Origin of the sequence: Aeromicrobium marinum DSM 15272, from assembly GCF_000160775.2 — a bacterium.
Classification (GTDB): Bacteria; Actinomycetota; Actinomycetes; order Propionibacteriales; family Nocardioidaceae; genus Aeromicrobium; species Aeromicrobium marinum.
In genome coordinates, this window is sequence record NZ_CM001024.1 from 764,080 (window position 1) to 788,228 (window position 24,149).

Below are 24,149 nucleotides of genomic sequence, written 5' to 3' on the forward strand. Positions count from 1 at the left end.
TCGCGGCGGACGGGATGACGTGGGTCGGGGCCTCGGTTATCGTGGCTGCAGTATCGACCCAGAGCCGGATGTGATCCGGAGGCCAGCAGAGGCCGTCGGGGGGCCGGCACCACTACCGAAAGGTTCGATCATGGCGAACGTCAACGTCACCTACGAGGACATGCGTGGAGCGGCCACGAAGCTCAAGAGCGGACAGGGCGAGATCGAGGGCACCCTCGACAAGCTCAAGTCGCTCGTCGAGGAGCTCGTCAGCGGCGGCTACGTCACCGACAAGTCCTCCAAGGCCTTCAACACCAGCTACGAGGACTTCAACTCCGGTGCCCGCGAGATGATCGAGGGTCTCACCGGCATGGGTGAGTACCTCGTGAAGGCCGCCCAGGCGCTCGAGGACACCGACGAGCAGCTCGCGTCCGCCCTCAAGGGCTGACCGGCATCGTTCGTCTCGCCCCGGCTGCGACCCGGTCGCAGCCGGGGCGAGACTACGCTGGGGGAGTCATGACCATGCCGTCCTCCCACGCCTACCTCGACCATGCGGCCACCACGCCGATGGTCCCCGAGGCGATCGCCACGATGGCCGAGGAGCTCGCCCGGGTCGGCAACCCCTCGTCCCTGCACGCCCAGGGTCGCGCCGCGAAGCGCGTGGTGGAGGAGTCGCGCGAGCTGATCGCGGAACGGCTCGGCGCCCGGCCGAGCGAGGTCGTGTTCTGCTCCGGCGGCACCGAGGCCAACAATCTGGCGATCAAGGGGTTGTACTGGGCCCGGCACGAGCGGGACCCGTCCCGCACGCGCGTCGTCTACAGCGCGATCGAGCACCACGCCCTCCTGGACCCCGTGCAGTGGTTGGCCAAGCACGAAGGTGCCGACGTCGTCACGACCGGTGTCGACCGCGCCGGCCGGCTGCTGGTCGACGACCTGCGGTCCACCGTCGAGGCCGACCCCGGCTCCGTGGCGGCGGTCACCACGATGTGGGCCAACAACGAGATGGGGTCGGTCCAGCCGGTCCACGAGGTCGTGGCGATCGCCCGCGAGCACGGGATCGCCGTCCACAGCGACGCGGTGCAGGCAGCCGGTCACCTGCCGCTCGACTTCGCCGCCAGCGGGCTGGACGCCCTCACCCTGACGGCCCACAAGCTCGGTGGTCCGCTCGGGATCGGGGCACTGCTGGTGCGCCGCGGCCTCGACGTCGTCCCCCTGCTCCACGGCGGGGGGCAGGAGGGCGACCTGCGGTCCGGCACGATCGGCTCCGCGCTCATCGCGGCCTTCGCCACCGCCGTCGACGTGTCCGCGGCCCGGCGGGAGCAGACCGGTCCGCGCCTGGAGGCGCTGCGTTCGCGGCTCGTCGACGGCATCACGGCGATCGTCCCCGACGCGATCGTCAACGGCGCCGCCGATCCGGCCGAGCGACTGCCCAACATCGCGCACGTCACCTTCCCGGGGTGCGAGGGCGACGCCATGTTGATGCTGTTCGACGCCCGCGGCGTCTCGGTCTCGACGGGGTCGGCCTGCACGGCCGGCGTGCCCCAGCCCAGCCACGTCCTGCTGGCCATGGGCTACGACGAGACCGCCGCACGCGGATCGTTGCGGTTCAGCCTCGGCCACAGCAGCACCGACGACGACGTCGACCGGGTCCTCGCGGCCCTGCCCGAGGTGCACGCCCGGGCGGTGTCGGCGTCGTCGGCGCGCGGTGCCCGATGAGGCGGGCGCGATGAGGGTCGTCGCCGCGATGTCCGGCGGTGTCGACTCGGCCGTCGCCGCGGCGCGTGCGGTCGATGCCGGACACGACGTCACAGGCGTGCACCTGGCGCTCAGCCGCAATCCGCGCTCGTACCGGTCCGGCGCCCGGGGCTGCTGCTCCATCGAGGACGCCGGTGACGCCCGTCGTGCCGCCGACGCCCTCGGCATCGCGTTCTACGTGTGGGACATGAGCGAGGAGTTCGCCGACCACGTCGTCGACGACTTCGTGGCCGAGTACGCCGCCGGGAGAACGCCCAACCCGTGTCTGCGGTGCAACGAGTCGATCAAGTTCGCCGCCGTCCTCGACCGGGCCCTGGCCCTGGGGTTCGACGCTGTCGTCACCGGCCACTACGCCGACCTGCGGACCGCGCCAGACGGCACGATCGAGATGCACCGCGCCGTCGACGCCGCGAAGGACCAGTCGTACGTGCTCGGGGTGCTGACCCAGGACCAGCTCGCCCACTCGATGTTCCCCCTCGGGGGTTCGGTCAAGTCCGACGTGCGGATCGAGGCCGAGCGACGCGGGCTGCAGGTCGCGACCAAGCCCGACAGCCACGACATCTGCTTCATCCCCGACGGCGACAACGCCGCTTGGCTCACCGAGAAGCTCGGTCCGCGGCCCGGGGAGATCGTCGACGAGCAGGGCGCGGTGGTGGGGTCGCACGACGGTGCCTACGCGTTCACGATCGGCCAGCGCCGGGGCCTCCGGCTCGGGGTGCCCGCCGACGACGGCAGGCCGCGGTTCGTGCTGGACATCGAGCCGGTCAGCGGCACCGTCACGGTCGGCGCGCGGGAGTCGCTGACCGTCGACCGGTTGGAGTGCATCAAGCCGTTGTGGTGCGGCTCGCCCCCGGTCTCGCTGCACGCCACGGTCCAGCTGCGGGCGCACGGCGCCGAGCACCGTGCCCGTGTCCGGGTCGCGGAGGGCGCGGTCGACGTCGAGCTGACCGATCCCGCGGAGGGGATCGCACCCGGCCAGGCCTGCGTCATCTACGACGGCACCAGGGTGGTCGGATCGGCCACCATCGCCCGGACCGGCTGAGACGCATCGCGGCAGTCCCGTGTGGCTAGACTGGCCGCGGATGCACCGGTGACGACGCAAGGGGGGCCGAGCCGTGTCCGACCTCAAGGTCGACTTCATGCTGCTCGAGATGGCCGAGAAGGATCTCGGGACGCTCAAGCACGAGTTCGACAACCTCGAGAAGCGCCGCGACGAGACCGAGGACCTGTGGGGTCACCGGGGGGTCCGCGACGCCATGGGCGAGTTCGCCGGCAACATGGACCGCAGCCGCAAGAAGCTGTCGGAGTCCCTGCAGGTGCTCGGCGAGCAGATCAGCGCCACGCTCCAGGCGTTCCGCGACGCCGAGGACGAGCTCGTCACGGCATGGGAGAAGGAGTAGCCGTGGGCGCACGTGCAGGCGAGTGGCACCACCTCGGGTACAGCTCCGACCCGGTGCCCGGCGACCCCGATGACGTCGGCCGGGAGGCCACGGACTACGGCGACATCGCCGGGACGATCAAGGCCCAGGCGTACCGGCTCCGCCGGATGTCGGAGTCCGACGACGACCTCCGGGGACACTACGTCGACGAGATCAAGTCCAGCATGGCCGACGTCGCCGACCAGCTCGACGACGTCCACCACCGCTTCCTCGTCACCAGCCAACAGCTCACGCTGCTGGAACCGGCCCTCGAGACGGCCCGCAGCGAGACCAGGGCCGCGCTCGACCTGAGGCTGACCGAGCTGGAGGAGGCTGCCGAGGAGGAGGACCCCGAGCCACGCCTGCCGGGGGAGCGGACGCCGGCGCAGAAGAAGGCCCAGGACGCCATGGAGGCCTTCAACACCACGGCCGACAGCATCGCCCGGAAGATCAGGGAGGCCGCGGACGACGACATGAAGGACTCCCGGTGGGACCGCTTCAAGTCGGTCATCGACAAGATCGCCCCGTTCCTGAAGGCCCTGAAGGTCCTCATCACGATCGCCATCGTCGTGCTCGCGGTGGTGGCCCTGTTCATCCCCGGACTCAACATGATCGTGCTGGGGCTGATCCTCGCCTCACTGGCGATCAACCTGACCCTGGCGTCCACCGGCAACGGATCGTGGACCGACGTCTGGCTCGACCTCGCCTCGCTGGCGACCTTCGGCCTCGGATCGGCGATCGGGGCGCTGGCGAAGGGCGGACGCCTGGCGTTCCTGAGCCGGCCGGCCTCGTCGGCCGCCCGCGCCGCCTTCAACGGCAACACCGGTCTGAGCCGCTTCTCCCAGGCGTACAAGTCGTTCAAGGGGGTCATGGACCTGCGCAAGTTCACCATGGCCAGCGGCCAGTCGGGCACCCTCAGGGAGATCGTCAAGTCCGGGTTCAACCGGGACATGGTGCAGTTCACCCGCAGCATCGCCGACATCCAGAAGACCTTCCCTGCCTACAACCCCAGCCGGGCGCTGCAGAACACCTGGACGATGGCCAACGGCGGCAGCTTCGCCATCAACATCAACTCCGTCGCAGGGCTCCCGTCGGCGGTGGGCGCGGTGCGCGACTAGTGGGACGAGCGCGTCTCGACGTCGACGCCGACCCGTCGACGTGGCTGATCGGGCCCACCGAGGACCGGCCGTACGACCGCTGGCTGCCCGCCGCGGTCGACGTGGTGTGTGAGGACTTCGAGGTCGAGGACGCCGAGGGCCGGGACTACGTCACGCAGGTCCTGCAGGTCTTCGGCCGCGACGACGACCACCCCCTGACCGAACGCCTGCTCCGATGGAGGGCCGTCGAGGACGCCCCCCTGCCGGTTCGCTTCGGCATGGTGACGCGGGAGAGCTGGCCCGCCGAGGACGTCGAGGCCTACCTGCGGGCCGAGGACCTCCTGGTCGTCGAGGCGCCGGTCGTCGAGGCGGTCGAGGACGTTCCCGACGGCCGATCGGTCCGCCGCAGCCTGTCGTACAGCCTCCTGGACGACGAGCTCGTCGTCAGTCTTCGGTACGTCGTGGAGTCGCCGTCGTCCCCCTCGCTCCTCGCCGTCGTGCACACGGCCTCCACCCACCCCAACCTGATGGTCGAGGCCGTCTCGGACCTCGATCTGCTGTGTCGCACCCTGCACGCCAGGGGCAGCGCGTGAGCGACATGCGCTACGGACTCATGCTGCCGTCGCCGTGGCAGCACGTGCCGCTCGGACGCGGGCGCAGGGAACGGATCGCCGAGATCGTCGACGAGGCGTTGGCGAGGCTCCCCGACGATGCGCCGCCCGACCAGGTCGCGCAGGGGCGGATCAAGCTCACCGAGATGCTGGAGACCCGACTGAGGGCGGCCGTCGAGACGGGCGCGGTCGACTTCTACCTGCCGACGGCCCTGACGCGCGGGGTCGACGTCCGATCCTCCTTCCTCGTCAACGAGGTGCTGCCCGACGCGTCAGCACCGGAGGGGGTCACGGGCCAGGTCCTGGCGCGACTGCTGGCCGACGACGGCGCGAAGCCGGTCACCGCAGGACACACCGTGTGGGTCCGGACCGAGGAGGTCGTCGACCGCGCGGCTGACGAGACGGTGTCCGACGACGTCAGCGTGCGCAAGGTCGAGTACACGACGGCCCTGCCGGCCGACGAGCGGTACTGGTACGTCGTGACGTTCACGACGTTCGGCCACGAGCACCCGCGGGACGGGCTGGCCGACGCCATGGTCGAGCTGTTCGACGCGATCATGTCGACCTGGCGCTGGCTGGAGGCCGCATGACCGCCGTCGAGCCTCTGGTGCTGCGACCGGACGCGGACCGCTACGTCGCCTGGCTCCGTCGGCCGGAGCCGGCGATCGTCGTCGTGGCCGTGCTCTACGGCGGGGTCGCCCTCGTCTCCGGGGTGGCGACGTGGCTGACCGGAGGTGGCGTCGTGCCGCTCGCGGTCGTCGTCGGTGCCATCCTGACCGGCGTCGTGCTTGGCCTCGGGGGCGCGCTGCTGTCGATGCGTACCTCGTCCGTCACGATCACGGACGGCACGATCGTGCACCGCAGCTGGTTCGTCCGACGGACGGTGCTGCCGACGGACGACCTGCGGGGCATCCTCGCCGACTACCGGCCACCGGTCTCGCAGAACAGCAGCGCCCTGCTGGTCCTGCAGTCCGGGGCCGGCCGCGGCCGGCGCATCCGTCTGAACGGCGCCTTCTGGACCGATGCTGACCTGGCGACCGTCGCCGCGGCCGCCGGGGTGCCCCGGGTGGCGGGCGAGCTGCGGGCGCGGGACGTCGAGCAGCGGCTCCCCGGGATCCTGCGGTTCCGTGAGCGGCGGCCGGTGCTCTTCCTGGCGGCCTTCCCCGTCGGGGTGCTGCTGGTCGCCGTCGTCGGCGGGGCCCTCTACCTGGGACTGTCCGACGCGGAGCAGGGCGAGTTCCCGGCGGCTGCCGCCGACCGGCAGGACGTGCTCGTCGACGACGTCGTCGCAGCGGTCGGGACGAGGGACCCGGCGGGGAGCGACCGGATCGTCGTCGGTGTGTCCGACTGTGACGCCGTCGACGGCCAGGTCCAGCGGCGGGTCGAGCGCACGGTCGGACTGGGGTCCGTCGACACGGGGGAGGTGGCCGCGCGCGTCGAGCTCGTGGTCGTGGATCGCGGCCTCGACGACGTCGACATCGAGCTCGAGGCCGAGCAGCTCGAGCTCCGCGCCGGCGACGGGACGTCGACCTTCGACGGGGGAGCCCTCCTCGAGGTCTCGGTGGAGGACGGCGTCCTCGAGGTCGCCTCGACCACGGCGTGCGTCGCACCATGACCGGCACGGGGATCGGCTCGATGCCGGGCGAGGACCTCGCCGAGACGCTGAGGATCGTCCTCGACACGGTCGGCGACCTGCCGTTCGTCCCCGAGCTGCCCGCGCGCGGCGCACCGGCAGGGATGATCGGACGCTCCGGCGCCATGCTCGACGGGCTCGGGCTCGACCTCCAGCCCGCCGGATGGCGGTTCACCCCGGCTCCGGGCCTCGACCACCGGCGAGCGCGGTCGCTGCTGGCCCGCGACCTCGACCTCGTGGAGGAGCTCGCGCACGGGCACGTCGGCCGGTTCAAGCAGCAGGTGGCCGGGCCGTGGACGCTCGCCGCGATGATCGAGCGCCCACTGGGGGACAAGGTGCTGGCCGACCACGGTGCGCGTCGTGAGCTGGCGGAGTCCCTGGCCGAGGGTCTGGGGGGCCAGATCGCCGACCTGCGGCGCCGACTGCCGGACGCCCAGATCGTCGTGCAGGTCGACGAGCCGGCCCTGCCGGCGGTGCTGGGCGCCGGTGTCCCCACGGCGAGCGGGTTCTCCCGGCATCGCGCCGTCCACCCGCCGGAGGTCGACGCCGCGCTGCGCATGGTCACCGAGGCGATCCGGCGGGCCGGCGCGACGCCGGTCGTGCACGTGTGCGCCGCCGAGGTGCCCGTCGCACTGCTCGCCGGGGCGGGGTTCGCGGCGATCTCGTTCGACCAGGGGCTCGCCCGGCCGACCGACGTGTGGGCCGAGATCTTCGAGTCCGGGGTCGATCTGTGGCCGGGGGTCGTGCCGTCCACCGACGCGGACCTCTCCGACCGGGTGCTGCGGGGGCGGGTCGACGCCTTCTTCGACCGGATGGGTTTCGGCGAGGACTCGAGGCAGGGCCGGGTCGTCGTCACACCCACGTGCGGGCTCGCCGGCGCGAGCCCGGCCCATGCGGCCGCAGCCCTCACCACGGCGGCCCGCCTCACCACCTGACCCCATCGGGGCGGTGGATTTGCGACCGAAAGCCCCCGGCGGTGGATCTGCGACCGTATGAGGCCGTATTCGGTCGCGTCGCCACCTGCCACCCCCTTTCGGTCGCGAATCCACCGCCCCGGCGGGAGGGTGGGGGATGTCCGCGGGCGCCGATATCGTCGTGCCATGGCGACCGACGAATCTCCTGGACCCGTGCCGGACCTCGACGAGGCTCGCGCCGAGGTCACGACGCTCCTCGAGCGCATCGCCGAGGCACGTGAGGCCTACTACGGCCAGGACGCCTCCCTGGTCGACGACGCCACCTACGACGGCTGGCTCCGGCAGCTGGAGGCCGTCGAGCGCCGGCACCCCGAGCTGCAGGGGCAGGACTCGCCGACGCTGAACGTCGGGGCGGCCACCACCACCGACCTGGCCCCCGTCGTGCACGCCGAGCGGATGCTCAGTCTCGACAACGTCTTCGGTGCCGACGAGCTGCGGGCCTGGTGCACCAAGACCACCGAGGCGGCCGGCCGGCCCGTGCGTTGGCTCACCGAGGCCAAGATCGACGGTCTCGCCGTGTCGCTGCGGTACGAGCACGGCCGGCTCGTCTCCGCCGCCACCCGTGGAGACGGCCGGGTCGGCGAGGACGTCACGTCCAACGCGGCCCGCCTGGCCGGGGTGCCGCGCGAGCTCGACGGCGAGGGCCATCCGGCGCTGGTCGAGGTGCGCGGCGAGGTGTTCATCGCGGTCGAGGCCTTCCGCCGGCTCAACGCCCTGCAGGCCGACCTGCGCGAGCGGGTCGTCGCCGACGCGACCGCCCGGGGTCAGGAGACCGGACGGGCCGAGGCCAGCGCCGCCCGACGGTTCCCGGCCTTCGCCAACCCGCGCAACGCCGCGGCGGGCGGTCTGCGCCAGCTGCTGTCCAAGAAGGACGGCCTGGAGCTCGAGGCCGGGCTCGCCCGCATCGAGTCCTTGTCGCTCTACGTGCACGGCATCGGCGCCTGGGACGACCCCCCGGTGGCGGCCCAGAGCGAGGTGTACGACCTCCTGGCGTCCTGGGGGCTGCCGGTGAGCCCGCACGGCCGGGTGCTCGACGGTGTCGACGAGGTCGTGGACCGTATCGCCGAGCTGGGCACCGGCCGCGCGGCCATCGAGCACGAGATCGACGGTGTCGTCGTCAAGGTCGACGAGCTCGCCCTGCACCCCGAGCTGGGCGAGACCAGTCGGGCACCGCGCTGGGCCATCGCCTACAAGTACCCGCCGGAGGAGGTGCACACCCGCCTGCTCGACATCGTGGTGTCGGTCGGTCGCACCGGCCGCGCCACGCCCTTCGCGATGATGGAGCCGGTGCACGTGGCCGGCAGCGTCGTCCGCCAGGCCACGCTGCACAACCAGGACGTCGTGCGTGAGAAGGGCGTGCTGATCGGCGACACCGTGGTGCTGCGCAAGGCCGGCGACGTCATCCCCGAGGTGCTCGGCCCGGTCGCCGAGCTGCGCGACGGCTCCGAGGTCGAGTTCGTCATGCCCACCCGCTGCCCGGAGTGCGACACCGCCCTGCGCCCGATGAAGGAGGGCGACATCGACCTGCGGTGCCCCAATGCGCGCACCTGTCCGGCGCAGGTCCGCGGTCGGGTCGAGCACGTCGGCTCGCGGGGGGCCCTGGACATCGAGGCACTCGGTGAGGTCACCGCTGCCGCACTGACCCAGCCGGAGGTCCCGGCCGAACCGCCCCTGCGCACCGAGGCGGCACTGTTCGAGCTCGACCTCGCGACTCTCGTCCCGATCGAGGTCGTGGTGCGTGACGCCGAGACCGGCCAACCACGCATCGACCCCACCACGGGCGAGCCCGTGCGGCGGCGCCCGTTCCAGCGGGTCGAGACCACCTATCCGCCCGGCTTCGAGGACGCGTCGGCCGCCGAGCGCCGTGCGGCGGGGGTCCGCAAGGACCACCGCACGATCCTGCCGTCGGCGCAGGCGCTCACCCTGCTCGAGGAGCTCGACAAGGCCCGCACCAAGGAGCTGTGGCGGTTCCTCGTGGCGCTGAGCATCCGGCACGTCGGCCCGGTCGCGGCGCGGGCGCTGGCCCAGCACTTCGGCTCGGTCCGTGCCATCGAGGCGGCCGGTGAGGACGAGCTCGCGGTCGTCGACGGGGTGGGTCCCACGATCGCCGGTTCGGTCAAGGACTGGCTGACCGTCGACTGGCACGTCGAGATCCTGCGCCGGTGGGAGGCGGCGGGGGTCCGGCTGCACATCCCGGACCACCCGGGGCCCGGGGCCGCCGATGCCGAACCCGGCCCGCTGAGCGGGCTCACCATCGTGGTCACCGGCTCCCTCGAGGGGTTCACCCGCGACTCCGTCAAGGAGGCGATCCTCGTGCGCGGTGGCAAGGCGGCCGGTTCGGTGTCGAAGAAGACCGACTACGTCGTGGTGGGCGAGAACGCCGGCTCCAAGGCCGAGAAGGCCGAACAGCTCGGCATCCCGATCCTGGACGAGGCCGGGTTCGTCGAGCTGCTCGACCGCGGACCGGCCGAGTGACCCGCCCGGCGGGGCGGACGTGCCGTAGGTTCGAGGCGTGTCCTCCTCCGACGCCGCGGCTCTCGCCGACCGTCTCCTCGATGCCCAGGTCGCCTTCCACCTCCGACGCCTGACCGGCGACGACCTGGCGGCCACCGTCGCCGGACTCGCCGAGCAGCTGCTGGACACTGTCGGGAGCCGTCAGATCGCGGACCTGGTCGACCGCGAGGTCGTGGCCGAGATCGTCGGGCGGGCCCTGACCGACGGCCCCGGCAGCCCCGCGGTCGCCGCCTTCGTGGAGCTGGCGCGGGACCTCGTCCGTGCCGGGCCGGAGGAGTCGTTCGCCCTGTCCGACCTCGTCGACCGCCACGAGGTCGAGCGGCTGGTCGACGAGGTCATGGACCTGACGCCGGTGCTCGGGCGAGCGTTGGAGCAGCTGACGTCCAGCCCTGCGGTCGGTGCCACCGCCTCGCGATTCATGGGCCGGGTGGTCGGAGAGGTGCTGGCCACCAACCAGGCCGTCGCCGACCGGGTCCCCGGCCTCGGCTCGCTGGTCTCGTTCGGCACCCGCGCCGCGGCCGGGGTCGTGGGGGCGGCGGACAAGCAGCTCGACGGCCTGCTCGCCGACGCGGCCGGCAAGGGCGGCACCCTGGCGGTCCGTCGTCTCAACCGGATCATCCTGGACACCCTGGACGACCCCACCACGCGCGAGGCGATCCTGCAGGTGTGGGACCTCGTCGCGGCCGAGCCGATCAGGTCGGGCGGTGCGAGCGAGGAGGACCCGCTGGCGGGCGTGGTCGGCGCGGGCCACGACCTGCTCGTCGCGGTCCTGGCCCGGCCCGAGGTCGTCGCCCTCGGGCACGCCGCGGTCGCACGGTTCTTCGACAGCTTCGGCGGCTACACCCCGGCGGAGCTGCTGGTCGAGCTCGAGCTGGACCGGGCCGAGCTGGTCGACTGGGCCGTGCGCCTGGCGCCGGGGATCGCAGGCTCGATGATCGAGTCCGGCGAGCTCGAGCAGCTGCTGCGCGCCGAGCTCGGACCGTTCTACGCGTCCGACGAGGTGGCGCGGCTGCTGACCGGCCCCGCCTGACCGGGATCAGTCCACGTTCTCGTTGGTGGCGTCGAACAGGTCAGCCGCCGCGCCGACCACGAGGGGGTCCGGCGCTCCGACCACCTCCCGGTCCTTGCCGGGGTAGTCGAACCGGTCCAGCACGTGGCGCATCGCCTCCAACCGGGCTCGCTTCTTGTCGTTGCTCTTCACGACCGTCCACGGTGAGTGCTTCGTGTCGGTCTTCTTGAACATCGACTCCTTGGCCGCGGTGTAGTCGTCCCACTTGTCCAACGACGCGAGGTCCATCGGCGACAGCTTCCACTGCCGGACGGGATCGATCCGGCGGATCGTGAACCGGGTCAGCTGCTCCGAGCGCGACACCGAGAACCAGAACTTGACCACGTGGATGCCGTCGTTGACGAGCATCTTCTCGAACGCCGGCGCCTGGCGCAGGAACTCGGTGTACTGGTCGGGCGTGCAGAAGTCCATGACCCGCTCCACCCCGGCGCGGTTGTACCAGGACCGGTCGAAGAAGACGATCTCGCCGGCAGCCGGCAGGTGCGGCACGTACCGCTGGAAGTACCACTGGCTCTGCTCACGGTCGGTGGGCTTGGTCAGCGCGACCACGCGCGCGCCTCGGGGGTTCAGGTGCTCGGTGAACCGCTTGATCGTGCCACCCTTGCCCGCGGCGTCACGCCCCTCGAAGACCAGGACCAGGCGCTGCCCGGTCTCCTCGACCCAGTGCTGCAGCTTGACCAGCTCGATCTGCAGCAGTCGCTTGTCGTGCTCGTAGACGGTCCGGTCGAGCCGCTCGCCGTACGGGTACCCCTCCCTCCACGTGTCCACCGCGAGGCCGTCGGGACTCAGCAGGACGGGGTCGTCGTCGTCATCGTCGCGGACGGTGTGACCGACCGGCAGGTCGACACGGGAGAGATCGAGCATGAGCGGACGCTAGGCCGATCGGGTGAACGGGAGGTGACGGCACCGTCAGCCCCCGCGGCGCCACAGCAGGGCGAAGACCGAGATCGAGACGGCGGCCCAGAGCACGCCCCAGACCAGCAGTCCGGCCGCGGCCGCGTAGACGCCGACGGTCAGGAACATGAGCGACTGCACGCCGAACCGGGCCGGTTGGTCCAGTCGGCGGGCCGACGCCTCGCTGGACCACTGGACGAACAGGGCCACGGCGAACAGGCCGAGGAAGATGCCGAGCGCCCACCCCCGCCAGCCGCCGGCGAGCTGCGTCCCGACGGCGACCAGCAGGGCGAACATGGCGGCCTCGCACACCAGCGCAGCGCCGTCCAGCGGCCCCACCCCGACCGGCTTCTCAGGATTCACCCGAGCAGCCTAGGCGCACCGGTACGGTCTGGGCATGACTGAGCGTCGGCCCGACCCCGTGATCCTGCTGGTCGGCACGCCGACGTCCGCCGACTCCCTCGAGGCGGAGTTCTCCACCCGGTACGGCCGCGACTACGACATCGTCTCGGTGGTCGGCCCGGAGGCGGCGGCCGACGAGGTGGACCGGCTGTGTGCCGGCGGCCGGGCGATCGCCCTGATCGGGGTCGACTTCCAGATCGACGGCGGTGCGCCCGAGCTCCTCGACCGGCTGCGCGTCGTGACGCCGACGAGCCGGCGGCTGGTGCTCATCGCCTTCGCCGAGTTCTTCCGTGCGACCGAGGTGCTCCGGCCGACGCTGGCGGCCGGACACATCGACACCTACCTGATCATCCCGCAGGGTCCGCGGGACGAGGAGTTCCACACCGCGATCGTGGAGTACCTCTCGGACTGGGCGGTCTCGGCGGCGACCTCCGAGGTCACGGGGGTCCAGATCGTGGAGGACGGCGCCCAGCCCGAGGTGGCCGGCATCCGGGACTTCCTCGACCGGATGGGCCTGCCGTACACGCGCTACCGACCCGACACCGAGACCGGGCGGCAGGTGCTGGAGCAGGTCGGTCGCGGTGCGGCGTTGCCCGTCGTCGTCGCGTTCGGCCGGCCGCCGCTGGTGGGGGCGACCGCCGGTTCCGTCGCCTCCCTCATGTACGGATCGCCGGCCGACCTGGGGGAGGACCACGTGGCCGACCTCGTCGTGGTGGGTGCCGGTCCGGCCGGTCTCGCGGCGGCCGTCTACGGGGCGTCGGAGGGCCTCACGACCGTCGTGCTCGACGCGGGCGCCGTGGGCGGTCAGGCCGGCACGAGCTCGATGATCCGCAACTACCTGGGGTTTCCGCGGGGGGTGTCCGGCATGCGACTCGCGTTCCGTGCGCGGCTGCAGGCCACGCGGTTCGGTGCCCGCATGTTCACCGGCCGCGAGGTGGTCGGACTGCGCCCGGGCGGCGTGCACGAGATCGTGCACCGCGACGGTGTGGTGCGGGGGAGGGCCGTCCTGCTGGCGTGCGGGGTCCACTACCGCCGGCTCGGCGTCGAGCCGCTGGAGGACCTCGTGGGAGCGGGTGTCCACTACGGCGCCGCCACCGGGATCGCTCGTGAGATGGAGGGCCGGGAGGTGTTCATCGTGGGCGGGGGCAATTCCGCCGGTCAGGCCGCCATCCACCTGGCCCGGTTCGCCCGGCACGTGACGATCGTCATCCGACGCAGCGGGCTGGAGGACACCATGTCGGCCTACCTGATCGACGAGATCGCGACGAACCGGCGGATCACGGTGCGGCCCGGCTCCCGCGTCGTCGACGGAGGCGGAGCGGGCCGGCTGGAGTGGATCGCCCTGGCGGCCGACGACGGATCGGTGGAGCGGGAGCCGGCCGACGGACTGTTCCTCCTGCTGGGCGCCGACCCGGGGTGCGGGTGGCTGCCCGACGCGGTCCTGCGGGACGACCGGGGGTTCGTCCTGACGGGGCGCGACCTCCCGGTGCACGCCTGGCCGGACGGCGCCCCGCCGGCACCGCTCGAGACCTCCGTGCCGGGGATCTTCGCGGCCGGGGACGTGCGGGCGGGGTCCATGAAGCGGGTCGCCTCGGCCAGCGGTGAGGGCGCCGGTGCCGTCGCCCAGGTCCACGCCCACCTCGCGCCCGCGCCGGAGTAGACCCCCTACGATGGGTCGGTCCCACCCCATCCCTGCAAGGAACCTCATGTCTGAGCCCTCGGGCATCTCGCGGGCGGACGTGGCCCACCTCGCCGGTCTCGCCCGCATCGACCTCAGTGACGCCGAGCTCGACCGGTTGGCCGGTGAGCTGCCCGCGATCCTCCAGCACGTCGCGGCCGTCCAGGACGCCGCCGGACCACAGATCCGCCCGATGAGCCACCCGCAGCCGATCGTCAACGTGTTCCGCGAGGACATCGTGGTGCCCGGGCTGACCCCGGACGACGCGCTGGCCGGTGCCCCCGCCAGCGAGGACCAGCGGTTCCTCGTCCCCCGCATCCTCGGGGAGGACTGATGGTGCACACCCTCAGCGCCGCCGACCTGGCGGCCCGTCTGGCGAACGGCGACCTGACCTCGGTGGAGGCCACGCAGGCGAGCCTCGACCGGATCGACGCCGTCGACGGCGCGATCCATGCCTTCCTCCACGTCGACGCCGAGGGGGCCCTGGCGACGGCTCGTGACGTCGACGCCCGCCGCGCCGCCGGCGAGCAGCTGCCGGCCCTGGCCGGCGTGCCGATCGCGGTCAAGGACATCGTCACGACGGTCGGCCAGCCGACCACCTGCGGGTCGCGCATCCTCGACGGCTGGGTCCCGCCGTACGACGCGACGGTCGTCAGTCGTCTGCGCGCCGCCGGCCTCCCGATCGTCGGCAAGACCAACATGGACGAGTTCGCGATGGGCTCGTCGACCGAGCACTCCGCGTTCGGGCCCACCCGCAACCCCTGGGACACCGGCCGGATCCCCGGTGGCTCGGGCGGCGGCTCCGCGGCCGCCGTGGCCGCCTTCGAGGTCCCGCTCGCGATCGGCACCGACACGGGCGGATCGATCCGCCAGCCCGGGGCGATGACGGGGACGGTCGGGGTCAAGCCGACCTACGGCGGCGTGAGTCGCTACGGCCTCGTCGCGATGGCCAGCAGCCTCGACCAGGCCGGGCCGGTCACGCGCACCGTGCTCGATGCCGCCCTCCTGCACGAGCTGATCGCCGGCCACGATCCCCGCGACTCCACCAGTCTGACCGCTCCGGTGCCGCCCGTCGTGGCGGCCGCCCGACGCGCGGACGTCGCCGGCCTGCGCATCGGCGTCGTCCGTGAGCTCGGTGGCGAGGGGTTCCAGCCAGGGGTGCGCGACCGCTTCGACGAGGCCGTCGCGCTGCTCACCGGCGCCGGCGCCGAGGTCGTGGAGGTGTCGTGCCCGAACTTCGTCCACGGCATCGCCGCCTACTACCTCGTGATGCCGAGCGAGGTGTCGTCGAACCTCGCCAAGTTCGACGCGATGCGGTTCGGGCTGCGCACCTTCCCCGAGGGGGTCGAGCAGCCCAGCGCCGAGCAGGTCATGGCCGCGACGCGCGACGCCGGCTTCGGCGACGAGGTCAAGCGGCGCATCATCCTGGGCACCTACGCCCTGTCCAGCGGCTACTACGACGCCTACTACGGGTCGGCCCAGCAGGTGCGGACGCTCATCGCCCAGGACTTCGCCGCCGCGTTCGATCAGGTCGACGTGCTGATCTCGCCGACCGCCCCCACCACGGCGTGGCCGCTGGGCGACAAGCTCGACGACCCGCTGGCGATGTACCTCGCCGACGTGGCGACCATCCCGGCCAACCTGGCCGGCGTCCCCGGCATCTCGGTACCGGCCGGGCTCGCCGACGGCCTCCCGGTCGGGGTGCAGTTCCTGGCCCCCGCCCTGGCCGACGACCGGCTGTACAACGTCGCCGCTGCGCTGGAGGCGATGCTCGTCGACACGTGGGGCCAGCACCTGAGCCCGGAGGAGATCCGATGACCACCACTTCGCTGGTGCCGTTCGACGAGGCGATCACCCGGTACGACCCGGTGATGGGCCTGGAGGTCCATGTCGAGCTGAACACCGCCACCAAGATGTTCTGCGGCTGTCCGACGGAGTTCGGCGCCGAGCCGAACACCCAGGTGTGCCCGGTGTGTCTGGGCCTGCCCGGTGCCCTGCCGGTCGTCAACGCCAAGGCGGTCGAGTCCGCGATCCGCATCGGACTGGCGCTCAACTGCGAGATCGCCGAGTGGTGCCGGTTCGCCCGCAAGAACTACTTCTACCCCGACATGCCGAAGAACTTCCAGACCTCGCAGTACGACGAGCCGATCGCGGCCGACGGCTGGACCGAGGTGGAGGTCGTGCTCGACGACGGATCGGTCTCGACCTTCCGCATCGAGATCGAGCGCGCGCACATGGAGGAGGACACCGGCAAGTCGTTGCACGTCGGGGGAGCGACGGGGCGCATCCAGGGCGCCGACCACTCGTTGCTGGACTACAACCGTGCCGGGATCCCGCTGATCGAGATCGTGACCCGCACGATCGAGGTGCCGGCCCAGCACGCTCCGGCCGTCGCGCGCGCCTACGTCAACCACCTGCGTGACCTGATGGTGGCGCTCGGGGTGTCCGACGCCCGCATGGACCAGGGTTCGCTGCGCGCGGACGTGAACCTCTCGCTCAAGCCGTCGGGCACGAGCACGCTCGGGACCCGCAGCGAGACCAAGAACGTGAACTCGTTCCGTTCGGTCGAGCGGGCGGTGCGGTTCGAGGTCGGCCGGCACGCGGCGGTGCTGGACGGCGGTGGATCGGTCCTGCAGGAGACCCGGCACTTCCACGAGTCCGACGGCAGCACCTCGCCGGGACGTGAGAAGTCCGACGCCGACGACTACCGGTACTTCCCGGAGCCGGACCTGGCGCCGGTGGCGCCGAGCCGGGCCTGGGTCGAGGAGCTGAGGACCACCCTGCCGGAACCGCCCGCGGAGCGGCTCCGGCGACTGCAGGGCGAGTGGGGGTTCGGCGATCTCGAGATGCGCGACACGATCGGTGCCGGAGCGCTCGACCTGGTCGCTGCCACGATCGAGGCCGGCACGTCCGCGCAGATCGCCCGCAAGTGGTGGCTGGGCGACCTGGCGCGACGCTCCAACGACACGGGACGCGAGCTGGCGGACCTCGGGATCTCGCCGGCCGACGTCGCTGGTGTCCAGGCGCTGATCGACGCCGGACGCATCAACGACAAGCTCGCACGGGAGGTCTTCGACGGCGTCATCGCCGGTGAGGGCTCCCCGGAGGAGGTCGTCGTCGCCCGGGGCCTCGAGGTCGTCTCCGACGACGGTGCCCTCGGCGACGCGGTCGACCGGGCCATCGAGGCCAACCCCGACGTCGCCCAGAAGATCCGCGACGGCAAGGTGGCGGCGGCAGGAGCGTTGATCGGCGCCGTCATGAAGGAGATGCGCGGACAGGCCGACGCCGGTCGGGTCCGCGAGCTGGTCCTGCAGAAGCTGTCGTGACAGTCCTCGTGGAACGCGTGCGCGCGCTGGCCCTGGCCCTGCCGGAGGCGACCGAACGGGTCAGCCACGGCACGGCGGCGTGGTTCATCGGCCGCGCGCCGCAGTTCGCGTCGTTCGACGACCACCACCACGGTGCGGACCACGTCGCGGTGTGGCTCGCCGCCCCACCCGGCCGGCAGGCCGACCTGGTGGCGCAGGACCCCGCGAGGTTCTTCGCACCGCCCTACGTCGGCGGACGGGGCTGGCTCGGCGTGCGGTTGGACGCCGACACCGACTGGGACGAGGTGGCGGACCTGATGGCCGACGCGTGGCAGACGGTGGCCCGACCGGCCCAGCGCCGCCGCGCGGATCCCTCCTGACGGCCGGAAGGTCAGACCCGTTCGATGAGGGCCCTCAGCTCGGCCAGGACGAGCTCGGGGTGCTCGACGGGGATGAAGTGGGTCGCCCGGATCTCGCGGAAGCGGGCCCCCGGGATGCGCTCGGCAGCTGACCGCATGGCGGCCGATCCGGCCAGCAGGTCGCGCGTGCCGGCGAGGAACGTCGTCGGCACGGTGATGCCCGACAGGGACACCCGGGAGTGCTCCGAGGCCGACAGCGCGAGTCGGGCGTACCACGCCGGATGGGTGGTGAAGAACTCCTGCAGCACGGTCTGCAGCTCGGCGGAGTCGGCGGCGGGGGAGATGAACCGGGACATGCGGACCAGGTCGGCGGTGAACCGGGTCCAAGGCCACCGACGGCTGAGCGGGGCGATGCCGTGCCCGGTGACGGTGGTGGCCCGGGTCAGGGTGACCATGAGGTTCTCGGCGACCCGGGGCGGGACCTTGAGCGGAGCCAGCATCGTCGAGAAGGTGGAACCGGGGACGCCGGCGACCGCCAGGATGCCCTGGACCCGCGACGGATCGCGGTAGGCCAGCTCGAAGGCCACGTTGACGCCGAACGACCACCCGACGACCACGGCGGACTCGACGCCGATGTCGTCCATCACCGCGGTGATGTCCTCGATGTGGGCGTCCATGTCGATGCGTCCGTTGGCGGGCCGTTCGGATCCGCCGACGCCGCGGTGGTTCCAGCCGACGACCCGGAGGCCGCTGCCCGGCTGCAGGAGCAGGGGCCAGGCCTGGGGCGGCGTGCCGAGCCCGTTCGAGACGATCACGACCGGGCCGTCGCCGTCGTTGGTCCAGGCGCGCAGCCGGGTCCCGTCGGCGCTGGTCACGTCGTACAGGCGGAGGAACGAGGTCGTCACGGCAGCATCATCCCACGGCGACCCGCGGTCGTCGGTCCGGCGCGTCCGGGTCAGCCCCGGCGCACCGCGGCCTCGATCAGCCGGGCGGCACCGTCGGTCGAGTGCGGCAGGAACAGGGAGGGCTCGGTGAGCTCCAGCTCCATGAGGCGGACCTGTCCGTCGCGGTCGGTGACCACGTCCACCCGGGCGTACAGCAGCTCGGTGTCGAGCAGGTCGCAGGTCACGTCGAGGGTCCGTCGGCCCAGGGCCAGCTCGTCGGAGGTGGGGGTCCGGGGGCTGATCGCCTCACGCATCTCCGGTGCCGCCCGGGCGGCCTGTCCGCGGGCCAGCATGGGCCCCTTGCGGATGGCGTGGGAGAAGGTGCCACCCAGGTACACCAGGGCCGTCTCGCCGTGGGTGTCGACGCTGTCGACGTAGGGCTGGGTCATGGTCGGGCGGCCCGCGTCGAGCAGCCGTTCGCTGTGGGCGTGCACCTCCGCCGCGGTCGACCACCGGGCGGTGTCGGCCGAGCCGGCCGAGATCGTGGGCTTCACGACCCACTCGGCGTGGTCGCCCAGGTCGTCACCGGTGCGCACCGACCACTGGGTCCCGATGATCGTGACGCCGGAGCGCTCGAGCTGGCGGAGGTAGGTCTTGTCGGTGTTCCACGCGACGACGGCCGCGGAGTTGTGCAACCGGGGGACGCGTTCGGTCCAGGCGAGGAACTCCGTGCGGCGCGGCACGTAGTCCCAGCAGGACCGGATGATCGTCAGGTCGTAGTGGTCGAAGTCGATGTCCGGGTCGTCCCACGGGACCACGTCGAGCCGTACCCCCGTGTCCTCGGCGGCGGCTCTCAGGAGGGGCAGGTCGGGATCCTCGGTGCGGTGGTCACGGCTCGTGGCGACGGCGATGCGCATGGGTGCACTCTAGAGCGGGCTTCACTTCCATCAAGTGAAGCGTTACACTTCATCACATGGATATGAAGGTATCGACTTCATCGGTGGTGGCGGTGATCGGCGACCTGGTCGGATCACGCCGGGCGACGTCGCGGCGTGAGGTGCAGGACGCGCTGCTGGTGGCCCTGGCCACGGCCGCCGAGGCGGTGCCGGCCCTTCAGGATCCAGAGCCCACGATCGGCGACGAGTTCCAGGCCGTCTACGCCACCGTGGCCGACGCGTTGCGGGCCACCCTCCTGATCCGCCTCGCGCTGCCCCTGCCCTGGGACTGCCGCGCGGGCCTGGGGCGGGGGAGGCTGGAGATCGTCGGCACCTCCGACTACGGTCTGACCCAGGACGGACCGGCCTGGTGGTCGGCCCGTGAGGCGGTCGTCGAGGTCAAGCGCCGAGAGGACGGCCGGCACCCCGGCCTCCGGACGTGGTTGGTGGAGTCCGGCGACGAGGAGGTCGGGATGGTCAACGCCTACCTGCTGGCGCGCGACGAGCTGGTCAGTCGCTGCGACGAGCGCCAGCGGCGTCTCGTGCTCGGTCTCCTGCAGGGTGAGACGCAGAAGGACCTCGCGGCGCGCGAGGGCATCTCGGCCTCGGCGGTGTCCCAGAGCCTGCGGCGGGCGGGAGCGTGGAGCGTGCTCGACGGCCTCGAGCAGATCAGCGCAGCGACCACGGCGGGCGCGTCGTGATCGCGCTGGCGCTCGTGCTGGCCGCCGTCGGGTCGGCCGACCTGGTACGCCGCGACACCGCCACCGGTCGGCGCGCCGACCTGCCCGTCGCCGTGGCCGGCGCCGTGCTCGTCGGCGCAGGCATCGGCCTGGGGCTGGGATGGCACACCGCCTGGGTGGCCGCCGCCGGTACGGCCGTCACCAGCCTGTGGCTGCAGGGGCAGCGCGACCGGGCGTGGCGAACGGCCTCCCTGGCGGTCCTCGTGGCGGCCGTCCTCGTCGCGGTCGGAGCCGGCCAGTACCTGCCCACCGGGTCGGCCCCGCTCGACCGCTGGTTCGACTCCCTCGACGTCCCCGGGTTGGCCGAGGTCGGCCTCGACCGGTTCGCACTGGGCATCGGCGTGCTGCTGTTCCTGCAGCGCTCGGCCAACGTGGTGGTCCGAGCCGTGCTCGACGGCGCCGGCACCGAGGTGCTCGCCACCGAGCGCACCCTGGCCGGCGGCCGGATCCTCGGACCGTTGGAGCGCATCTTCGTCTTCGCCCTCGCGGTGTCAGGTCAGTTCGCGGCCTTCGCTGCGCTGGTGGCCGCCAAGGGCATCCTGCGGTACCCCGAGATCTCGCGTGACGAGCCGTCGGGCACCAAGGCCGAGTACGTGCTGGTCGGCAGCTTCGTCAGCTGGGGCCTCGCCCTGCTGTTCGTCCCGCTGTTCTGAGTACCCTTGGGCGCATGTCCAGCCAGACCCCCACTGACCCGCCCGCAGGCGACGACGCCGTCGACATCAAGCCCCGCAGCCGCACCGTCACCGACGGACTCGAGGCGACCGCCTCGCGCGGCATGCTGCGCGCCGTCGGGATGGGCGACGACGACTGGCCGAAGCCCCAGATCGGCGTCGCGTCGAGCTGGAACGAGATCACCCCGTGCAACCTCTCGCTGGACCGGCTCGCCAAGCGTGCCAAGGAGGGGGTGCACGCCGGCGGCGGCTACCCGCTGGAGTTCGGGACCATCAGCGTCTCCGACGGCATCAGCATGGGCCACGAGGGCATGCACTTCTCGCTGGTCAGTCGTGAGGTCATCGCCGACTCCGTCGAGACCGTGATGATGGCCGAGCGGCTCGACGGCTCGGTGCTGCTGGCCGGGTGCGACAAGAGCCTCCCGGGCATGCTGATGGCCGCGGCCCGGCTCGACCTGGCCAGCGTGTTCGTCTACGCCGGATCGATCATGCCGGGCAACGTCGACGGCAAGGACGTCACGATCATCGACGCCTTCGAGGCGGTGGGAGCCTGCCTCAAGGGGCTCATCACCCGCGAGGAGGTCGACCGCATCGAGCGCGCGATCTGCCCGGGCGAGGGTGCCTGTGGCGGGATGTTCACGGCCAACACGATGGCCTCGGCCGCGGAGGCCCTCGGTATGAGCCTGCCGGGCTCGTCGGCCCCGCCGGCGATCGACAGCCGTCGCGACGAGTTCGCGATCGCCTCGGGCGAGGCCGTGGTCGGGCTGCTGCGCCGCGGCATCACGGCGCGCCAGATCATGACCAAGCCGGCGTTCGAGAACGCCATCGCCCTGGTCATGGCGCTCGGCGGCTCGACGAACGCGGTCCTGCACCTGCTCGCCATCGCGCGGGAGGCCGAGGTCGACCTGACCCTGGCGGACTTCAACCGCATCGGCGACAAGGTGCCCCACCTGGGCGACCTCAAGCCGTTCGGCCGGTACGTCATGAACGACGTCGACAAGGTCGGCGGCATCGCCGTCGTCATGAAGGCCCTGCTCGACGCCGGTCTGATGGACGGCGACTGCCTGACGGTCACGGGACGGACGATGGCGGAGAACCTCGCGCACATCGAGTCGACCGTCGACGGCGACGTCATCCGCCCGGTCGACCGTCCGATCCACCGCACCGGCGGGCTCACCATCCTGCACGGTTCGCTCGCTCCCGAGGGGGCGGTCGTCAAGAGCGCGGGATTCGACTCCGACGTCTTCCGCGGGACGGCCCGCGTGTTCGACGGCGAGCGAGCCGCGATGGACGCTCTGGCCGGTGGCACCATCGTCGCCGGCGACGTGGTGGTCATCCGCAACGAGGGCCCCAAGGGCGGGCCGGGGATGCGCGAGATGCTCGCCATCACCGGCGCGATCAAGGGGGCCGGGCTCGGCAAGGACGTGCTGCTGCTGACGGACGGCCGGTTCTCCGGCGGTACGACCGGCCTCTGCGTCGGTCACGTGGCTCCCGAGGCCGTCGACGGCGGGCCCATCGCCTTCGTGCGCGACGGTGACCCGATCACCCTCGACGTGGCCAACCGGACCCTCGAGGTCGAGGTGGACGCCGAGGAGCTGGAGGCACGCAAGGTCGGCTGGGAGCCGATGCCGCCCAAGTACACGACCGGCGTGCTGGCCAAGTACCGCAAGCTGGTGTCGTCGGCCGCCGACGGCGCCGTGTGCACCTGACGTGACCGGCACTCCCGACCCCGCAGCACCTTCCGCCCCCGCTGGGAGTGACGTTTCGGCCCCAGAATCCAGCGATCCGGGGCAGAAACGTCACTCCCAGCGGGTCAGCGAGGACGAGCTGGCCGTGGCGCTCGACGTGCTCGGCCGGGCCGCGGCGCTCGACGAGGACGATCCCACCTACATCGCCCTGCGCCGGGCGACCGGCGGATTCTTCAAGGACGCCAAGCGTGAGCGACGCCGGCGCAAGCGGGAGGAGGAGGCGGCGGCCGACCGTGCCGTCGTCGAGCTCACGGCCACCGGGTCGGCCCAGCGCATCGACGACGAGACCGCCGGGCTGCCGCTGACGTCGACCGCGCCCGGGGCCACGGCGGGGACGCTGCTGGTGCCGCGGGGGTGCTACATCTGCAAGGACAAGTTCACGCGGGTCGACGCCTTCTACCACCAGCTGTGTCCGGCGTGCTCCGCGCTGAACCATGCGCGTCGGGACGCGCGCACGGACCTCACGGGACGTCGTGCGCTCCTGACCGGGGGCCGCGCCAAGATCGGCATGTACATCGCCCTGCGGTTGCTGCGCGACGGTGCCCACACCACCATCACGACCCGGTTCCCGCGGGACGCCGTCCGCCGGTTCTCGCAGATGCCCGACGCCGACGACTGGTTGCACCGGCTGAAGGTGGTGGGCATCGACCTTCGTGATCCGTCCCAGGTGATCGGTCTGGCCGACGAGGTGGCCGCGGCCGGTCCGCTGGACATCCTCATCAACAACGCCGCCCAGACGGTCAAGCGGACCCCCGGGGCCTACCAGCCGATCGCCGACGCCGAGTCCGCCCCGCTGCCTCTCGGCAGCCCCGTCGAGCTGGTGACCTTCGGGCACACCAGCGACGCCCACCCCGCGGCCCTCGTCGGCTCGGTCGGGGCCCACCCGGTCCTGGCCGGCGACGCCCGCACCGCCGACGAGCTGACCGCCCAGGCGCTGTCGGCCGGATCGGCGGACCTGGAGCGGATCGATGCCGGTGGGCTGCTGCCGGACGTGGTCGACACCAACAGCTGGGTGCAGACCGTCGGCGAGGTCGACGCCCTCGAGCTGTTGGAGGTGCAGCTGTGCAACAGCGTCGCGCCGTTCATCCTCGTCAGTCGGCTCCGGCCGGCTCTGGCCGCGTCACCGGCCCGTCGCAAGCACGTCGTCAACGTGTCGGCGATGGAGGGTCAGTTCGGCCGCCGCTACAAGGGCCCGGGCCACCCGCACACCAACATGGCCAAGGCGGCGCTCAACATGCTGACCCGCACCAGTGCCGCCGAGATGCTGGAGAACGACGGCATCCTCATGACGGCCGTCGACACCGGTTGGATCACCGACGAGCGGCCCCACGTGACCAAGGTGCGGCTGGCGGCCGAGGGCTTCAAGGCGCCCCTGGACCTGGTCGACGGCGCCGCCCGGGTCTACGACCCGATCGTGCGTGGCGAGGCGGGGGAGGACGTCCACGGCGTGTTCCTCAAGGACTACGTCGCGTCCCCCTGGTGA

At 72.1% G+C, this 24,149-nt stretch carries 24 protein-coding genes; 20 read left to right on the plus strand and 4 right to left on the minus strand.

Going from position 1 to position 24,149, the window contains the following annotated elements; translation table 11 throughout:
* Positions 1-130: 130 nt before the first annotated feature.
* From HMPREF0063_RS04045 to HMPREF0063_RS04095, 11 genes are all read left to right on the plus strand, one after another.
* Positions 131-427 carry a WXG100 family type VII secretion target gene (locus tag HMPREF0063_RS04045; protein ID WP_007077382.1) on the plus strand — a complete coding sequence of 99 codons (297 nt, stop codon included), beginning with the start codon at positions 131-133 and terminating at the stop codon, positions 425-427.
* Positions 428-495: 68 nt separating this feature from the next.
* Complete coding sequence (locus HMPREF0063_RS04050) at positions 496-1,695, plus strand: cysteine desulfurase family protein (RefSeq protein WP_007077383.1); 1,200 nt, start codon at positions 496-498, stop codon at positions 1,693-1,695.
* A 10-nt stretch (positions 1,696-1,705) separates the two neighbouring features.
* On the plus strand, positions 1,706-2,776 hold the full coding sequence (mnmA, locus tag HMPREF0063_RS04055; RefSeq protein WP_040320077.1) for a tRNA 2-thiouridine(34) synthase MnmA: 1,071 nt from the start codon (positions 1,706-1,708) through the stop codon (positions 2,774-2,776).
* Positions 2,777-2,849: 73 nt separating this feature from the next.
* Positions 2,850-3,134: a hypothetical protein gene (locus HMPREF0063_RS04060; RefSeq protein ID WP_007077385.1), complete on the plus strand. Its 285-nt coding sequence runs from the start codon at positions 2,850-2,852 to the stop codon at positions 3,132-3,134.
* Positions 3,135-3,136: 2 nt separating this feature from the next.
* Positions 3,137-4,270, plus strand: coding sequence for a hypothetical protein (locus HMPREF0063_RS04065; protein ID WP_040320078.1), 1,134 nt, complete (start codon positions 3,137-3,139; stop codon positions 4,268-4,270).
* A complete protein-coding gene (locus tag HMPREF0063_RS04070) occupies positions 4,270-4,842 on the plus strand; it encodes a hypothetical protein (protein ID WP_007077387.1) in 573 nt (190 codons plus the stop codon). Before HMPREF0063_RS04065 ends, HMPREF0063_RS04070 begins: the two co-directional genes overlap by 1 nt.
* Positions 4,839-5,450, plus strand: coding sequence for a hypothetical protein (locus HMPREF0063_RS04075; protein WP_040320079.1), 612 nt, complete (start codon positions 4,839-4,841; stop codon positions 5,448-5,450). The genes HMPREF0063_RS04070 and HMPREF0063_RS04075 overlap by 4 nt, the downstream gene beginning before the upstream one ends.
* A complete protein-coding gene (locus tag HMPREF0063_RS04080; RefSeq protein WP_040320080.1) occupies positions 5,447-6,475 on the plus strand; it encodes a hypothetical protein in 1,029 nt (342 codons plus the stop codon). Before HMPREF0063_RS04075 ends, HMPREF0063_RS04080 begins: the two co-directional genes overlap by 4 nt.
* Positions 6,472-7,428, plus strand: coding sequence for a uroporphyrinogen decarboxylase/cobalamine-independent methonine synthase family protein (locus HMPREF0063_RS04085; protein ID WP_040320516.1), 957 nt, complete (start codon positions 6,472-6,474; stop codon positions 7,426-7,428). Before HMPREF0063_RS04080 ends, HMPREF0063_RS04085 begins: the two co-directional genes overlap by 4 nt.
* Before the next feature lie 165 nt (positions 7,429-7,593).
* The gene (gene ligA, locus HMPREF0063_RS04090; protein ID WP_007077390.1) at positions 7,594-9,942 is read left to right on the plus strand and encodes an NAD-dependent DNA ligase LigA; all 2,349 of its coding nucleotides are present in this window, start codon (positions 7,594-7,596) and stop codon (positions 9,940-9,942) included.
* Between the two features lie 37 nt (positions 9,943-9,979).
* A complete protein-coding gene (locus HMPREF0063_RS04095; protein ID WP_007077391.1) occupies positions 9,980-11,011 on the plus strand; it encodes a hypothetical protein in 1,032 nt (343 codons plus the stop codon).
* Between the two features lie 6 nt (positions 11,012-11,017).
* On the opposite strand, the gene ppk2 is transcribed toward HMPREF0063_RS04095, so the two are convergent.
* Entirely contained in the window at positions 11,018-11,914 is an 897-nt protein-coding gene (ppk2, locus tag HMPREF0063_RS04100) for a polyphosphate kinase 2 (protein WP_007077392.1), read from the minus strand.
* Positions 11,915-11,959: 45 nt separating this feature from the next.
* Positions 11,960-12,307, minus strand: coding sequence for a DUF2568 domain-containing protein (locus HMPREF0063_RS04105; protein WP_040320081.1), 348 nt, complete (start codon positions 12,305-12,307; stop codon positions 11,960-11,962).
* Positions 12,308-12,341: 34 nt separating this feature from the next.
* Between HMPREF0063_RS04105 and HMPREF0063_RS04110 the strand changes: the two genes are divergently transcribed.
* The 5 genes from HMPREF0063_RS04110 to HMPREF0063_RS04130 are packed head-to-tail and all read left to right on the plus strand — an operon-like array spanning position 12,342 to position 17,709.
* The gene (locus HMPREF0063_RS04110) at positions 12,342-14,006 is read left to right on the plus strand and encodes an NAD(P)/FAD-dependent oxidoreductase (protein WP_007077394.1); all 1,665 of its coding nucleotides are present in this window, start codon (positions 12,342-12,344) and stop codon (positions 14,004-14,006) included.
* A gap of 46 nt (positions 14,007-14,052) precedes the next feature.
* Positions 14,053-14,358, plus strand: a complete 306-nt coding sequence (gatC, locus tag HMPREF0063_RS04115; protein WP_007077395.1) for an Asp-tRNA(Asn)/Glu-tRNA(Gln) amidotransferase subunit GatC — start codon at positions 14,053-14,055, stop codon at positions 14,356-14,358.
* Positions 14,358-15,842 carry an Asp-tRNA(Asn)/Glu-tRNA(Gln) amidotransferase subunit GatA gene (gene gatA / locus HMPREF0063_RS04120; RefSeq protein WP_007077396.1) on the plus strand — a complete coding sequence of 495 codons (1,485 nt, stop codon included), beginning with the start codon at positions 14,358-14,360 and terminating at the stop codon, positions 15,840-15,842. Before gatC ends, gatA begins: the two co-directional genes overlap by 1 nt.
* On the plus strand, positions 15,839-17,350 hold the full coding sequence (gatB, locus tag HMPREF0063_RS04125) for an Asp-tRNA(Asn)/Glu-tRNA(Gln) amidotransferase subunit GatB (RefSeq protein ID WP_007077397.1): 1,512 nt from the start codon (positions 15,839-15,841) through the stop codon (positions 17,348-17,350). The genes gatA and gatB overlap by 4 nt, the downstream gene beginning before the upstream one ends.
* Positions 17,347-17,709, plus strand: coding sequence for an MmcQ/YjbR family DNA-binding protein (locus HMPREF0063_RS04130; protein WP_007077398.1), 363 nt, complete (start codon positions 17,347-17,349; stop codon positions 17,707-17,709). Before gatB ends, HMPREF0063_RS04130 begins: the two co-directional genes overlap by 4 nt.
* A gap of 11 nt (positions 17,710-17,720) precedes the next feature.
* Here HMPREF0063_RS04130 and HMPREF0063_RS04135 read toward each other — a convergent pair whose 3' ends face one another.
* Positions 17,721-18,593 carry an alpha/beta fold hydrolase gene (locus tag HMPREF0063_RS04135; RefSeq protein ID WP_007077399.1) on the minus strand — a complete coding sequence of 291 codons (873 nt, stop codon included), beginning with the start codon at positions 18,591-18,593 and terminating at the stop codon, positions 17,721-17,723.
* Positions 18,594-18,643: 50 nt separating this feature from the next.
* Positions 18,644-19,489 (minus strand): ATP-grasp domain-containing protein, encoded by an 846-nt coding sequence (locus HMPREF0063_RS04140; RefSeq protein WP_007077400.1) that lies wholly within the window; start codon positions 19,487-19,489, stop codon positions 18,644-18,646.
* 56 nt (positions 19,490-19,545) lie between these two features.
* Between HMPREF0063_RS04140 and HMPREF0063_RS04145 the strand changes: the two genes are divergently transcribed.
* The 4 genes from HMPREF0063_RS04145 to HMPREF0063_RS04160 all read left to right on the plus strand — a co-directional run bounded on the left by HMPREF0063_RS04145 (position 19,546) and on the right by HMPREF0063_RS04160 (position 24,149).
* A complete protein-coding gene (locus HMPREF0063_RS04145; protein WP_007077401.1) occupies positions 19,546-20,208 on the plus strand; it encodes a SatD family protein in 663 nt (220 codons plus the stop codon).
* Positions 20,205-20,900, plus strand: a complete 696-nt coding sequence (locus tag HMPREF0063_RS04150) for a hypothetical protein (RefSeq protein ID WP_007077402.1) — start codon at positions 20,205-20,207, stop codon at positions 20,898-20,900. The genes HMPREF0063_RS04145 and HMPREF0063_RS04150 overlap by 4 nt, the downstream gene beginning before the upstream one ends.
* Positions 20,901-20,914: 14 nt before the next feature.
* Positions 20,915-22,627, plus strand: a complete 1,713-nt coding sequence (ilvD, locus tag HMPREF0063_RS04155) for a dihydroxy-acid dehydratase (RefSeq protein WP_007077403.1) — start codon at positions 20,915-20,917, stop codon at positions 22,625-22,627.
* A gap of 124 nt (positions 22,628-22,751) precedes the next feature.
* A complete protein-coding gene (locus HMPREF0063_RS04160) occupies positions 22,752-24,149 on the plus strand; it encodes an SDR family NAD(P)-dependent oxidoreductase (protein ID WP_007077404.1) in 1,398 nt (465 codons plus the stop codon).

Coding starts and splice junctions, on each gene's coding strand:
- ilvD (WP_007077403.1), top strand. CDS start 20,915: ATGTCCAGCCAGACCCCCACTGACCCGCCCGCAGGCGACGACGCCGTC.
- HMPREF0063_RS04045 (WP_007077382.1), top strand. CDS start 131: ATGGCGAACGTCAACGTCACCTACGAGGACATGCGTGGAGCGGCCACG.
- ppk2 (WP_007077392.1), bottom strand. CDS start 11,914: ATGCTCGATCTCTCCCGTGTCGACCTGCCGGTCGGTCACACCGTCCGC.
- ligA (WP_007077390.1), top strand. CDS start 7,594: ATGGCGACCGACGAATCTCCTGGACCCGTGCCGGACCTCGACGAGGCT.
- HMPREF0063_RS04145 (WP_007077401.1), top strand. CDS start 19,546: ATGGATATGAAGGTATCGACTTCATCGGTGGTGGCGGTGATCGGCGAC.
- mnmA (WP_040320077.1), top strand. CDS start 1,706: ATGAGGGTCGTCGCCGCGATGTCCGGCGGTGTCGACTCGGCCGTCGCC.
- HMPREF0063_RS04140 (WP_007077400.1), bottom strand. CDS start 19,489: ATGCGCATCGCCGTCGCCACGAGCCGTGACCACCGCACCGAGGATCCC.
- HMPREF0063_RS04050 (WP_007077383.1), top strand. CDS start 496: ATGACCATGCCGTCCTCCCACGCCTACCTCGACCATGCGGCCACCACG.
- gatA (WP_007077396.1), top strand. CDS start 14,358: ATGGTGCACACCCTCAGCGCCGCCGACCTGGCGGCCCGTCTGGCGAAC.
- gatB (WP_007077397.1), top strand. CDS start 15,839: ATGACCACCACTTCGCTGGTGCCGTTCGACGAGGCGATCACCCGGTAC.
- HMPREF0063_RS04085 (WP_040320516.1), top strand. CDS start 6,472: ATGACCGGCACGGGGATCGGCTCGATGCCGGGCGAGGACCTCGCCGAG.
- HMPREF0063_RS04080 (WP_040320080.1), top strand. CDS start 5,447: ATGACCGCCGTCGAGCCTCTGGTGCTGCGACCGGACGCGGACCGCTAC.
- HMPREF0063_RS04110 (WP_007077394.1), top strand. CDS start 12,342: ATGACTGAGCGTCGGCCCGACCCCGTGATCCTGCTGGTCGGCACGCCG.
- gatC (WP_007077395.1), top strand. CDS start 14,053: ATGTCTGAGCCCTCGGGCATCTCGCGGGCGGACGTGGCCCACCTCGCC.